The sequence below is a fragment of the Streptomyces sp. NPDC002643 genome, assembly GCF_053592555.1.
This window is the reverse complement of record NZ_JBSFVY010000011.1, coordinates 183,653-195,774: the sequence shown is the minus strand read 5'-3', so window position 1 is coordinate 195,774 and position 12,122 is coordinate 183,653. Positions and strand designations below refer to the sequence as shown.

At 70.3% G+C, this 12,122-nt stretch carries 13 protein-coding genes; 8 read left to right on the top strand and 5 right to left on the bottom strand.

Annotated elements, in window-relative coordinates; translation table 11 throughout:
• Window positions 1-7: 7 nt before the first annotated feature.
• The 4 genes from ACWD4G_RS18925 to ACWD4G_RS18910 all read right to left on the bottom strand — a co-directional run bounded on the left by ACWD4G_RS18925 (window position 8) and on the right by ACWD4G_RS18910 (window position 2,662).
• Window positions 8-220 (bottom strand): hypothetical protein, encoded by a 213-nt coding sequence (locus ACWD4G_RS18925; protein ID WP_451294731.1) that lies wholly within the window; start codon window positions 218-220, stop codon window positions 8-10.
• Between the two features lie 132 nt (window positions 221-352).
• Window positions 353-1,084 (bottom strand): NADPH-dependent F420 reductase, encoded by a 732-nt coding sequence (gene npdG / locus ACWD4G_RS18920; protein ID WP_451294730.1) that lies wholly within the window; start codon window positions 1,082-1,084, stop codon window positions 353-355.
• A gap of 54 nt (window positions 1,085-1,138) precedes the next feature.
• Window positions 1,139-2,221, bottom strand: coding sequence for a sialidase family protein (locus tag ACWD4G_RS18915; RefSeq protein ID WP_451294729.1), 1,083 nt, complete (start codon window positions 2,219-2,221; stop codon window positions 1,139-1,141).
• Between the two features lie 207 nt (window positions 2,222-2,428).
• Window positions 2,429-2,662: a hypothetical protein gene (locus ACWD4G_RS18910; protein ID WP_451294727.1), complete on the bottom strand. Its 234-nt coding sequence runs from the start codon at window positions 2,660-2,662 to the stop codon at window positions 2,429-2,431.
• A gap of 80 nt (window positions 2,663-2,742) precedes the next feature.
• Here ACWD4G_RS18910 and map point away from each other — a divergent pair, with 80 nt between their 5' ends.
• The gene (gene map, locus ACWD4G_RS18905; RefSeq protein ID WP_451294725.1) at window positions 2,743-3,600 is read left to right on the top strand and encodes a type I methionyl aminopeptidase; all 858 of its coding nucleotides are present in this window, start codon (window positions 2,743-2,745) and stop codon (window positions 3,598-3,600) included.
• A 211-nt stretch (window positions 3,601-3,811) separates the two neighbouring features.
• Window positions 3,812-4,504 (top strand): biliverdin-producing heme oxygenase, encoded by a 693-nt coding sequence (locus tag ACWD4G_RS18900; RefSeq protein ID WP_451294723.1) that lies wholly within the window; start codon window positions 3,812-3,814, stop codon window positions 4,502-4,504.
• A gap of 142 nt (window positions 4,505-4,646) precedes the next feature.
• Here ACWD4G_RS18900 and ACWD4G_RS18895 read toward each other — a convergent pair whose 3' ends face one another.
• Window positions 4,647-5,330, bottom strand: a complete 684-nt coding sequence (locus ACWD4G_RS18895) for a PhzF family phenazine biosynthesis protein (protein WP_451294721.1) — start codon at window positions 5,328-5,330, stop codon at window positions 4,647-4,649.
• Window positions 5,331-5,513: 183 nt separating this feature from the next.
• Between ACWD4G_RS18895 and ACWD4G_RS18890 the strand changes: the two genes are divergently transcribed.
• The 6 genes from ACWD4G_RS18890 to ACWD4G_RS18865 all read left to right on the top strand — a co-directional run bounded on the left by ACWD4G_RS18890 (window position 5,514) and on the right by ACWD4G_RS18865 (window position 12,113).
• Window positions 5,514-6,611 (top strand): FecCD family ABC transporter permease, encoded by a 1,098-nt coding sequence (locus tag ACWD4G_RS18890; protein ID WP_451294876.1) that lies wholly within the window; start codon window positions 5,514-5,516, stop codon window positions 6,609-6,611.
• The gene (locus ACWD4G_RS18885) at window positions 6,608-7,489 is read left to right on the top strand and encodes a heme ABC transporter ATP-binding protein (protein ID WP_451294719.1); all 882 of its coding nucleotides are present in this window, start codon (window positions 6,608-6,610) and stop codon (window positions 7,487-7,489) included. The genes ACWD4G_RS18890 and ACWD4G_RS18885 overlap by 4 nt, the downstream gene beginning before the upstream one ends.
• Window positions 7,490-7,722: 233 nt before the next feature.
• Complete coding sequence (efeO, locus tag ACWD4G_RS18880) at window positions 7,723-8,874, top strand: iron uptake system protein EfeO (RefSeq protein ID WP_451294717.1); 1,152 nt, start codon at window positions 7,723-7,725, stop codon at window positions 8,872-8,874.
• Between the two features lie 15 nt (window positions 8,875-8,889).
• The gene (gene efeB, locus ACWD4G_RS18875) at window positions 8,890-10,239 is read left to right on the top strand and encodes an iron uptake transporter deferrochelatase/peroxidase subunit (RefSeq protein WP_451294715.1); all 1,350 of its coding nucleotides are present in this window, start codon (window positions 8,890-8,892) and stop codon (window positions 10,237-10,239) included.
• 4 nt (window positions 10,240-10,243) lie between these two features.
• Window positions 10,244-11,143 carry an iron uptake transporter permease EfeU gene (gene efeU, locus ACWD4G_RS18870; RefSeq protein ID WP_451294713.1) on the top strand — a complete coding sequence of 300 codons (900 nt, stop codon included), beginning with the start codon at window positions 10,244-10,246 and terminating at the stop codon, window positions 11,141-11,143.
• 31 nt (window positions 11,144-11,174) lie between these two features.
• Window positions 11,175-12,113, top strand: a complete 939-nt coding sequence (locus tag ACWD4G_RS18865) for a hypothetical protein (RefSeq protein ID WP_451294711.1) — start codon at window positions 11,175-11,177, stop codon at window positions 12,111-12,113.
• Window positions 12,114-12,122 lie beyond the last annotated feature (9 nt).

Sequence of the window (12,122 nt, the reverse complement as noted above, 5' to 3'; positions counted from 1 at the left end):
CGCGGGCTCAGTTCGCCGCCGACTGCGCCCGCCCGGCCTTCGCCCGCCGTACGTAGTACCAGGTCATGTTGGACGACAGCCCGGCCATCAGGACCCACACCACACCCAGCCAGCTGCCCCGGGCGAAGGAGACCACGGCGGCCGCGACGGCGAGAAGACAGACGATGAGCGCGTAGAGGGCGAGTCGCCGGGCCGGGTTGGGTGGGGGCAAGGGGGGCATGGAAGTCGGCTCCTGACAGCAGGACGGTCGGACGGGGTCGTACGCGTCCGAAGGCGTACGGCGTCCAGTGTCCCCCATGCCCGTGCGCTCACGGACGTGACCTCACTCGGCACACGCGTCACACGTCACACGTCACACGTCGGTCAGGCGGATGCCCGCGTGGGCCTTGTAGCGGCGGTTGACGGAGATCAGGTTGGCGACGAGGGACTCCACCTGGTGGGCGCCCCGCAGCCTGCCTGCGAAGATGCCGCGCATTCCGGGGATGCGGTCCGCCAGGGCCTGGACGATCTCGACGTCGGCCCGTTCCTCGCCGAGGACCATCACATCGGTGTCGATCTCCTCGACCTCGGGGTCCTGGAGGAGTACGGCGGAGAGGTGGTGGAAGGCCGCGGTGACCCGGGAGTCGGGCAGCAGGGCGGCGGCCTGCTCGGCGGCGCTGCCCTCCTCCGGCTTCAGCGCGTAGGCGCCCTTCTTGTCGAAGCCGAGCGGGTTGACGCAGTCGACGACGAGCTTGCCGGCCAGTTCCTCGCGCAGGGATGCGAGGGTCCTGCCGTGGCCGTCCCAGGGCACCGCGACGATCACGATGTCGCTGCGGCGCGCGGTCTCGGCGTTGTCGGCGCCCTCGACCCCGTACCCCAGTTCCTCGGCGGCGGCCCGTGCGCGGTCGGCGGCCCGGGACCCGATGATCACCTTCTGGCCCGCCTTGGCGAGACGGTAAGCGAGGCCCTTGCCCTGCGGGCCGGTCCCGCCGAGGACACCGACGACGAGACCGGAGACGTCGGGCAGGTCGAAGGGGTCCTTGGCCGGGGCCTTGACGGGCTGCTGGGGCTGCGGTTGCTGCGGTGCGCTGTCGGTGGAGGTCATGCGCTGACTCTACGTGCGGGGATCGTGGAGGGAGCGGGCCCGGTCGGCTGGGGGTCAGGTGAGAGAGGTCACGGGGACACGGCGGAAGGTGATCGTCTCGTACGCGCTGAAGTCCCCTGTCTCGTACAGCAACCCGACCGTGTCGTCGTCGACGCGTACGAGGTCGGAGTACGCGGCGGGGAGGCCGTCGACGGTGTGGGCGGTGCGCCAGGTGACGCCGTGGTCCGTGCTGGCCCGGACGGTCATCAGGGCGCGGAAGCCGGGGTCGGCCGGGCCGGAGTACAGGAGCAGGTCGGGGTCGTGGAGTTGGAGGACGCTGCCCTCGACCACCGGGCCGGTGAGGCCCGCCTGCGGCCGGAACGGTTTGACCAGGCTCTCCCCGCCGTCCTCGGAGTAGGCGTCGGCGCGGGTGCCGGGGGCCGGGGAGTCGTTGCGGGTGTTGAAGTAGACGCGGCCGTCGGGGAGTTCGGTGGCGGTGGTTTCGTTGGCGTTGATGTAGCCGTCGGTGTTGTCGTCGACGTGGCCGAGCCGCCAGGTGACGCCGTCGTCGTCGCTGAGGAGGCAGTGGCCGCCGTTGTACTGGCCCTCCGTGCCGTTGTCGGTGCCGGTCGGGGGGAGGGAGTGGTTGGCGGGGACGACGACTCGGCCGGTGGTCAGTTGGAGGGCGTGGCCGGGGGTGGTGGCGTACCAGCGCCATTCCGGTTTCTTGGTGGTCGCGGTGATCTCCGTGGGGCCGGACCAGGTGGCGCCCTCGTCGTCGCTGTGCTGCACCCAGACGCGGCGGCCGTCGGCCGCGCTCACCGTGCCGCGGCGGATGGCGTCCTCCGTGGCGTGGGCGGCGTTGCGGACGTGGACCAGGAGGATACGGCCGGTGTCGAGGACGACCGGGGCCGGGTTGCCCGCGAGGTCGTCGCCGTTCTTGGCGGCGACCCGCAACGGGCCCCAGGTGCGGCCGCCGTCCGTCGACCGCTTCACCACGATGTCGATGTTCCCGAAGTCGTCCCGGCCGCCGACCCGCCCCTCGCAGAAGGCCAGCAGCGCGCCGGACGCCGTGGCGACGACCGCCGGAATCCGGAAGCTGGCGTAGCCCTCGGTGCCGGCGCGGAAGGGGACGCTGGTCTCTGGGGTGGGGGGCACGTGGAGCTCCTTGGGTCGTGGGTTGGTTCGGTCCGGTGTGGGGGTTTTCGCCGTTGGCGGGTGCGGGTACAGACCTTGCCCGCCCGCGCGCCACCCGTGTCGGCCAGGTCACACGTGCGGGTTTCCCGTGGAGGTTTTTCGCCGTTGGCGGCTGCGGGTGCCCGTCCGCGTCTTGTCTGCGCGGGAGTTGGGGCGGGCGGTGGGTGGTCAGGTGTTGTGCGGGTCCTCCGGCGTCGGGGTGTCGTGCCAGCGCGGGTCGGTTTCCCATTCCGCGTTGCGTTCCTGGGCCGTTTCCATCGCTCGGTTCGCGTCCCCGCGGGTCGCGTAGGGGCCCATACGGTCCTTGCCGGGGCAGTCGGGGCCCTCCTCGACCTTCTTGTGTTCCAGGCAGTAGAACCATTCGCCGGGCTTGCCGGCCGTGCGCCGCTTGAACAGAGGCATGACGTGAGCTCCTTTCACCGCCGATCGCGACGGATCGCCACCCACATGGTCCCCCACCGCCGCTGGTTAAACTCGCTGGCATGTCTGGCCAGTCGCTGCTCGCACCGGGGAAGCTCTCCCCCACCCGTGCCGTCCCGGGAAACATCCGCCGACCCGAGTACGTGGGCAAGCCCGCGCCCACTCCGTACACCGGGTCGGAGGTGCAGACACCCGAGACGGTCGAGGCGATGCGGATCGCCGGGCGGATCGCGGCCCGGGCCATGGCCGAGGCCGCCAAGCACATCGCCCCCGGCGTCACCACCGACGAACTGGACCGGGTCGCCCACGAGTACATGTGCGACCACGGCGCCTATCCGTCGACGCTCGGCTACCGAGGCTTCCCCAAGTCCCTGTGCACCTCGATCAACGAGGTCATCTGCCACGGCATCCCCGACTCGACGGTCCTTCGCGACGGCGACATCGTCAACCTCGACGTGACCGCCTACATCGGCGGCGTCCACGGGGACAACAACGCCACCTACCTGGTCGGGGACGTGGACGACGAGTCCGCGCTGCTCGTCGAGCGGACCCGGGAAGCCCTCACCCGCGCCATCAAGGCCGTCAAGCCCGGACGGCAGATCAACATCATCGGGCGCGTCATCGAGTCGTATGCCAAGCGGTTCGGGTACGGGGTCGTGCGGGACTTCACGGGGCACGGGATCAACTCGTCGTTCCACTCCGGGCTGATCATCCCGCACTACGACTCCCCGCACGCCACGACCGTGATCCGGCCCGGGATGACGTTCACGATCGAGCCGATGCTCACGCTCGGGTCGTACGACTACGACATGTGGGACGACGGCTGGACCGTCGTGACCAAGGACCGCAAGCGCACCGCCCAGTTCGAGCACACGCTGGTGGTCACCGAGACCGGGGCGGAGATCCTCACGCTTCCGTAGCCCACGGCCTACCTCAGACCGTCTGTCCGGCCCGCCCCCTGGTTCTGTCCATGGGGGCGGGCCTTTTTCTTCCGTGATCGAGGTGAACGGGATCGGGAGGCGGGGTAGCGTTTTTACCGACAGGGAGTCGGGAACCTGTTGACTTAGGTAAGCCTAACCATAGAAAATCGCGACAGGTTCTCATCCTTCCTCTTCGGCACCGGAGGCCTTCATGAACGCGTCGGCAGCACCCGGCAGCGGCTCCGCCACGGACTCGGTCACGGCGTTCTCCACGCTCATCCGCATCGCGTCCCACGAGCAGCACACGGAGGCGGAGAGCACGACGTTCATGGGCGACATGCTGGGCGGCAAACTCGGCGTCGACGCCTACGCGCGCTACACGGAGCAGCTGTGGTTCGTGTACGAGGCGCTGGAGAGCGGGGCGCGCGAGCTGGCCGACGACCCGGTCGCCGGGCCGTTCATCCAGCCGGAGCTGATGCGGCTCGCCCCGCTGGAGCGGGACCTCGCGCATCTGCGCGGGGCGGGGTGGCGGTCGACGCTCGCGGCGCTGCCCGAGACCGCGGCGTACGCGGAGCGGGTCGCCGAGTGCGCCCGGGAGTGGCCCGGTGGGTATGTGGCCCACCACTACACGCGGTATCTCGGTGATCTTTCGGGTGGGCAGATCATCCGGGACCGGGCCGAGAAGACGTGGGGGTTCGCCAAGAAGGGCGACGGGGTCCGGTTCTATGTGTTCGAGGACATCACGAATCCGGCCGCCTTCAAGAGGGGGTATCGGGAGCTGCTGGATCGGGTGCGGGCGGATGATCTGGAGAAGCAGCGGATCGTGAGTGAGTGCAAGCGGGCGTTCAGTTTGAACACTGCTGTGTTCCGGGCGTTGGGTGAGGAGTTTCCGTTGAGCGCGTGAGCGCTGCGCTTGCGAGGCCGTTCGTTCACTGCGGGTGCGTGGGGGCTGGTCGCGCCCACGCGGCGGCAGCCGCAGATCGATACAGCCCCGCGCCCCTTAAAAGACGGGGCTGCGCCCCTCTTTTTAGGACGCAGCCCCCTCCTCACCGCTCCAAGAACACCCTCCCCCCCACCTCCACCCAGCCGTGCGGCTGCGGTGCCGTCAGGATCTGGGAGCCCGTGCCCTGGACGATGTTCAGGGCGCGGCCCAGTTGGGCGGTGAGTTGGAGGGCTGCGGCGCCGGTGGCCTCGTCCTCGTCGATGCCGTCGTCTCGGCCGGGGAAGGCCCGCGCCCGGATGCGGCCCGCGGCCTCGTCCTCCCAGGCCCAGGCGTAGACCCTCCCCCAGACTCCGTCCGGGGGGACCCCCATCTCGCTTCGCTCGCCCGGCGGCGGGACCTCCAGGTCGTCGATCTCGGCCGGCGAGCCGTACTGGCGGAACGTGCGCGGCGGGGCCCACTCCGGCATCGCCTCGATCCAGCTGAACTCCCCGTCGAGGCGGGCCCCGACGACTCCGGCGGGGGTCACCAGTTCGGGTACGTCGAGCAGCCAGGCCGCGCCGACGCAGGGGTAGCCCGCGAAGGGCAGACGCAGGGTGGGGGTGTAGATGTCGATGACACCGCGCTCGGGGTCGTCCACGAACACGGTCTCGCTGAAGCCGAGTTTGGCGGCGAACTGCTGGCGGTCGGTGCGGTCGGGCATCACGGAGCCCTCGCGTACGACGCCCAGTTCTTTGCCGTATCCACCGCCGGGGCCGCAGAACACCCTCAGCACATCGAAGTCAGTCACGCCCGCATTGAAGCACCTCGCCGCGACCTCGCCCGCATCGCCGGGTCGCGGTCGGACGGCGACGCCATGGCGACCGGGCCGACCCGCCCAGCGAGGTAAGGCTCACCTAAGCTAATTCGACCCACCAGCCCCGAGAGGAACGACGTGACCGTACTGCGCAAACGGCACGACCCGGACCGGCCAGTGGCCGAGGATTCCGCGGTCGCGGCCGGTGTCTCCGGTGAAGGCACCGCCCCTCTCCCCCGGCCCCGCCGACGCGCCCCCCTCCTCCTCACCCTCGGCCTCCTCGCCGCCCTTCTCCTCCTCGTGCCGCTCGCCGGGGGGCTCGGGGCCTATCCGATCCCCACCGGTGATGTCGTGACCTCCGTCGCGCATCGACTGGGCCTCGGCGGCTCCGCCCTCGAACGCGTTCCCGAGTCCGTGCTCTGGAACGTGCGGTTCCCCCGGATCGTGCTGGCGTTGCTGATCGGTGCCTCGCTCGGGTGCGCGGGAGCGCTGACGCAGGGGGTCTTCGGGAATCCGCTGGCGGAGCCCAGTGTCATCGGGGTCTCGCTCGGCGCGGCCGTGGGGGCCGTCGCGTCTATCGCGTTCGGGATCACCTTCCTCGGGAACTGGACGGTGTCCGTCTTCGCGTTCGTCACGGGGCTCGTGACCGTGTTCGTCGTGTACGCGATGTCCCGGTCCGGCGGGCGTACCGAGGTGGTGACCCTGATCCTCACCGGTATCGCCGTGAACGCCTTCGCGGGGGCCACCATCGGTCTGTTCATCTTCCTCGCCGAGGACACCGCCGCCGTCAACCAGATCACCTTCTGGCAGCTCGGCTCGCTCGCCCAGTCGACCTGGCCGAAGGTGCTGGCGGTGCTGCCGTGCGCGGTGATCGGGCTGGCCGTCGCCCCGCTCTACACCCGGAAGCTGGACCTGCTGGCCCTCGGTGAGCGGCCGGCGCGGCATCTCGGGGTGGAGGTGGAGCGGCTGCGGGTGGTGCTGATCCTCGTGGTCGCGCTGCTCACGGCCGCCGCGGTGAGTGTGTCGGGGGTGATCGGGTTCGTGGGGCTGGTCATCCCGCATCTGCTGCGCATGGCCGCCGGGCCGGGGCACCGCTTCCTGATCCCGGGCAGCGCGCTCGGCGGCGCGGTCGTCCTGCTGGCGGCCGATCTCGCCGCCCGCACGATCGTCGCCCCGGCGGAACTCCCGCTCGGCGTCCTCACGGCCCTGATCGGCAGTCCCTTCTTCTTCTGGCTGCTCCGCAGAACCCGCCGCAAGCAAGGGGGTTGGGCATGAAATCCATGAACCTCGTAACGAACCCCGTACGAGAACTGCTCACGGGACGCCGCTTCCGTGCCGCCGCCGCTGCCGCTCCCCCACCGCCCCCCTGCCCCGGTGACGTCCTCGCGGAGGCCCACGCCCTGCGTGTGTCGCTCGGCTCGCGCGAAGTGCTGCGCGGGGTCGATGTCGTCGCCCGTGCCGGGGAGGTGCTCGCGCTGGTCGGGCCCAATGGGGCGGGGAAGTCGACCCTGTTGGGGGCGCTGGCCGCCGATCTGCCGCCCGACGGCGGGGTCGTACGGGTGCACGGTCGGCCGGTGGGCGAGTGGTCGGCCGCCGAACTCGCCCTGCGGCGGGCGGTGTTGCCGCAGTCGGCGGCGCTGTCGTTCCCGTTCACGGTGGCGGAGGTCGTACGGATGGGGCGGGCGCCCTGGGCGCGGCAGCCGGGGGCGTACGAGGAGGACGACCGGGCCGTCGCGGAGGCGATGGCCCTCACGGAGGTCGGCGGCTTCGCGGCGCGGCCCTTCTCGGCGCTGAGCGGGGGCGAGAGGGCCCGGGTCGCGCTCGCGCGGGTGCTGGCCCAGAAGGCGCCGCTGCTGATGCTGGACGAACCGACGGCCGCCCTCGATCTGCGGCATCAGGAGCTGGTGCTACGGGTGTGCCGGGAGCGGGCGCGGGCCGGGGACGCCGTCGTGGTCGTACTGCATGATCTGGGGCTGGCGGCGGCGTACGCGGACCGGGTGGCGATCCTGCGGGACGGCGTCGTCGCGGCGGACGGGCCGCCCGGTGAGGTGTTCGAGGACGAACTGCTGTCGGAGGTGTACCGGCAGCCGGTGGAGGTGTTTCCGCATCCTCGGACCGGTGATGTCCTGATCACACCGAAGCGGGGTTCTTGATCATCAAGGCTGGTTTGATCACTCAATGGCGCTCTTGATGACCCAATGCCGCCCTTGACCCGCGCTTGACCGGAATATGGGGGCTGTTTTGAGCCACCGTGATCGGGCCGTGCTCGCCCGGTCCGGGGGAGACGGTTTCACTGGAGGCACAGCATTTGGTGAGGTTAGCCTCAGATAACTTGGGGCGGCCTCACCTTTCCTGTGCACACCTGGTGAACTCCCTTGGAGCCGAAATGCGCCCCCTCAGATCCACCGTCGTCACCGCCGCGGCCACCGTGGCGGCCCTCGCCGTCGTCACGGGCTGCACGGAGAAGAGCAGCGCCGGCGAGGACGGGGTGATCGCGGTGACCGCCACCGACACCAAGTGCGAGGTGTCGAAGAAGGAGTTCCCGGCGGGGCATGTGGAGCTGGACATCGAGAACAAGGGTTCCAAGGTCACCGAGGTCTACATCCTCTTCCCCGACGACCGGGTCGTGACCGAGCGGGAGAACATCGGCCCGGGCACCAAGCAGAAGGTCACCGCCGAGGTGAAGGCCGGTCAGTACCGGATCGCCTGCAAGCCGGGCATGAAGGGCGACGGCATACGGCAGGACGTCACCGCCACGGGCGGCGGGAAGGTCGCCGAGCGGGACCCCCGGCTCGACAAGGCCGTCGCCGCCTACCGCAAGTACGCGCAGGAGCAGGCCGACGCGACACTCCCGCTGGTGAAGGTGTTCGCCGAAGCCGTCAAGGACGGCGACATCGAGGCCGCGAAGAAGGCGTACGCGCCCTCCCGGATCGGCTGGGAGCGCACCGAGCCGGTCGCAGAGTCGTTCGGTGACATCGACCCGAAGGTGGATGTGCGCGAGGACGGGTTGGCGGCGGGCCAGGACCCCGAGACGGACTGGACCGGCTGGCACCGCCTTGAGCGTTCGCTGTGGCAGGACGGCAAGCTCACCGACCGCGACTCCGAGCTGGCCGATCAGCTGGTGACGGACCTGGAGGACTGGCAGAGCCGCGTCGGCAAGGCCGAGATCACCCCGACCTCCATGGCCAACGGCGCCAAGGAACTCCTCGACGAGGTCGCCACCGGCAAGGTCACCGGCGAGGAGGAGCGCTACTCGCACACCGACCTCGTCGACTTCAAGGCGAACGTCGAGGGTGCGGAGGAGTCGTACGGGCTGCTGAAGGCCGTGGCCGCCGAGAACGACCCCGAGCTGACCGAGGAGCTGGACAAGCAGTTCGCCGCGCTGAACACGCTGCTCGACAAGTACCGCGAGGACAAGTCGGGTTACGACTTCGTCTCCTACGACAAGGTCGGCGAGACCGAGCGCAAGGAGCTGTCCGACGCGGTGAACGCCCTCGCCGAGCCGCTGTCCCAGCTGGCCGCCGCGGTCGTGAAGTAGCCACGGGGCGCGAGGATGACCGACTCGGACAGCGGGAACAGCAGGAACAGCGAAGACAGCAAGGGCAGCGGGGACGGCAGGACCGGCGGGGACGACATACGTGCCCAGGCCCCCTCGCGCCGGGCGCTGATCGGGTGGGGCGGGGCCGGGCTGGCGCTCGGTGCCGCCGCGGCCGGGGGCGCCGTCGCCGTGGCACGCGGCGGCGATGAGACCGACCCCGCCGCGAGCGGTGGCCCCGTCGCCTTCCACGGCACCCACCAGGCCGGTATCGCCACCCCGGTGCAGGACCGGCTGCACTTCGCCGCGTTCGACGTGGAGACCGACGACCGCGCCGAGTTCGTGGCGATGCTGAAGGAGTGGACGGCCGCCGCGCGCCGGATGACGGCCGGGAAGGCGGTCGGGGAGGGCGCGTACGGGGGTCTGGCGGAGGCTCCGCCGGACGACACCGGTGAGGCGCTCGGTCTGAAGCCGTCCCGGCTGACGCTGACCATCGGGTTCGGGCCGTCGCTGTTCGAGCGGTTCGGGCTCGGCGACCGGCGGCCCGAAGCGCTCGTCGATCTGCCGCAGTTCGCCGGGGACAACCTGGACCGGGCCCGCAGCGGCGGCGATCTGTGCGTCCAGGCCTGCGCGGACGACCCCCAGGTCGCGGTGCACGCCATCCGCAATCTCGCCCGGATCGGCTTCGGCAAGGTGTCGGTGCGCTGGTCACAACTCGGCTTCGGCAAGACCTCGTCGACGACCCCCGAGGCCCAGACCCCGCGCAACCTCATGGGCTTCAAGGACGGCACCCGCAATATCGCGGGCACCGAGACGGACCGGCTGAGGAAGTTCGTGTGGGTGGGCGAAGGGGACGGCCCGGCGTGGATGGCCGGCGGTTCGTATCTCGTCGCCCGGCGCATCCGGATGCATATCGAGACCTGGGACCGGACCTCGTTGCAGGAGCAGGAGGACATCTTCGGCCGGGACAAGGGCGAGGGCGCGCCGGTCGGCAAGGCGAAGGAGCGCGACGAGCCGTTCCTGAAGGCGATGAAGCCGGACGCGCACGTCCGGCTCGCGCACCCCGACTCCAACGACGGGGCGACCCTGCTGCGCCGCGGCTACTCCTTCACCGACGGCACGGACGGCCTGGGCCGGCTGGACGCGGGCCTGTTCTTCCTCGCCTACCAGCGCGACGTGCGCACCGGGTTCATCCCCATCCAGCGCAATCTGGCCACGGATGCCCTGGGCGAGTACATCCAGCACGTGGGTTCGGCGATCTTCGCGGTGCCGCCGGGCGTCCGGGACGCGGACGACTGGTGGGGCCGGGCGCTGTTCGATACACCGTCCGAGCCGTCATCGTCCGAGCCGTCTTCGAAGGGGGCCTAGGGCCGTGTTCGCGAACTATCTGATCGGGCTGCGCGAGGGGTTGGAGGCCGGCCTCGTCGTCTGCATCCTCATCGCGTATCTGGTGAAGACGGGCCACCGGGAGGCGCTGCGCCCCATCTGGATCGGTATCGGGGTCGCCGTCGGGCTCGCCCTCGGTTTCGGCTGTGTGCTCGAATTCGGCTCGCAGGAGCTGACGTTCCAGGCGCAGGAGGCGCTCGGCGGTTCGCTGTCGATCGTCGCGGTGGGCCTGGTGACCTGGATGGTCTTCTGGATGCGGCGCACCGCCCGGCATCTGAAGGCGGAGCTGCACGGCAAGTTGGACACGGCCCTGACGATGGGCACGGGTGCGCTGGTGGCGACGGCGTTCCTGGCGGTGGGCCGGGAGGGCCTGGAGACCTCGCTGTTCGTGTGGACGTCGGTACGCGCGTCGAGCGACGGCACCGAGGCCCCGCTGATCGGCGTACTGCTGGGCCTGGCCACGGCGGTCGTCCTGGGCTGGCTGTTCTACCGGGGCGCCCTGCGCATCAACCTCGCCAAGTTCTTCACCTGGACCGGCGGCATGCTGGTCGTGGTGGCGGCGGGCGTGCTGGCGTACGGCTTCCACGACCTCCAGGAGGCGGACTTCCTGCCGGGGTTGACGGACAAGGCGTTCGACATCTCGGGGACGATCCCGCCGGACAGCTGGTACGGCACCCTGCTGAAGGGCGTGTTCAACTTCCAGCCCGATCCGACGGTCCTCCAAGTCACGGTCTGGCTCCTGTATCTGATCCCGACGCTCGCGCTGTTCCTCGCCCCGGTAGGGTTCGCCTCCGGGAAGGGGAAGGTGAAGGTTCCTGATGAGCACGGTGCGCGGGGTTCGTCGCGGGATTCGTCGCGGGGTTCGCAGTCCACGAAGGCTTCGTGAGTACGGCCGGGGCCTCCTACTGACGACGGCGGTGGCCGTGTTGTCGCTGACGGCGAGCGGGTGCGTGGTGGTCCGCGGCGATCTGGAGATCGTTCCCACGGCGACCCGGGGCGAGGCGGCGCAGGCGCTCAAGGAGTTCACCACCGCGTACAACGCGGCGGACAAGGCGTACGACCAGTCCCTGGACGCCAATCGGGTCACCGGTGCCCTCGCCGACATCGACGGGGGCAAGCTCCGCTCGGGCGCGAAGATCAGCCCGAGCGGCAATCCGAACCATGTGCCGCTGGAGCTGACCGACGTCACGTACACGATTCCGGAGAAGGCGGCGTGGCCGCGCTGGTTCGTGGCCGACGCCGCCGCCAACAAGGGCCGGGACACGGATCGTTGGCTGTTCGTCTTCACCCGGGACGGGCTGGACGATCTGTGGGAGGTGTCGTTCCTGACGATCGTGGCGGCCGACGACATGCCGACGTTCCAGAAGGACGCGGACGGCTACGCGCAGGTGGTCTCCCCCGATGACCCGGCGCTGTCGATAGCGCCCGCCGAACTGCCCGACAAGTACGTGACGTATCTGGCCCAGGACAGCGCGATCTTCGCGGACGGGCCGTACACGTCCGAGGAGCGCACCCAGCGGCAGCGGAACTCCGAGCGGCCCGGCATCGTCCGCCAGTACATCGACGAGGCCCTGACGAACGGCGACTACGCCCCGCTCGGCCTGCGCACCGAGGACGGCGGCGCGTTGGTCTTCTTCACCATGCGCCACTACGAGAAGCAGACCGCCGCGCAGGGCGTGGACATCCCGGTCGACGACGCGGCCGTCAAGGCCCTGATGACGGGCGAGCCCACCCAGTCCCTCACCCTGGAGTTCATCACCAACCAGGCGGTACTGGACCCCGCGAAGACGGCCTCGGACCAGCAGGTGACGTTCCTGAGCCAGGTGGGGGGACTGGTGGGGGCGAAGGGGGAGTAGGCCGCGGGG

Excerpts from the sequence above, each read along its gene's own strand:
- ACWD4G_RS18925 (WP_451294731.1), bottom strand. The coding sequence starts at position 220 with ATGCCCCCCTTGCCCCCACCCAACCCGGCCCGGCGACTCGCCCTCTAC.
- npdG (WP_451294730.1), bottom strand. The coding sequence starts at position 1,084 with ATGACCTCCACCGACAGCGCACCGCAGCAACCGCAGCCCCAGCAGCCC.
- ACWD4G_RS18910 (WP_451294727.1), bottom strand. The coding sequence starts at position 2,662 with ATGCCTCTGTTCAAGCGGCGCACGGCCGGCAAGCCCGGCGAATGGTTC.
- map (WP_451294725.1), top strand. The coding sequence starts at position 2,743 with ATGTCTGGCCAGTCGCTGCTCGCACCGGGGAAGCTCTCCCCCACCCGT.
- ACWD4G_RS18900 (WP_451294723.1), top strand. The coding sequence starts at position 3,812 with ATGAACGCGTCGGCAGCACCCGGCAGCGGCTCCGCCACGGACTCGGTC.
- ACWD4G_RS18885 (WP_451294719.1), top strand. The coding sequence starts at position 6,608 with ATGAAATCCATGAACCTCGTAACGAACCCCGTACGAGAACTGCTCACG.
- efeO (WP_451294717.1), top strand. The coding sequence starts at position 7,723 with ATGCGCCCCCTCAGATCCACCGTCGTCACCGCCGCGGCCACCGTGGCG.
- efeB (WP_451294715.1), top strand. The coding sequence starts at position 8,890 with ATGACCGACTCGGACAGCGGGAACAGCAGGAACAGCGAAGACAGCAAG.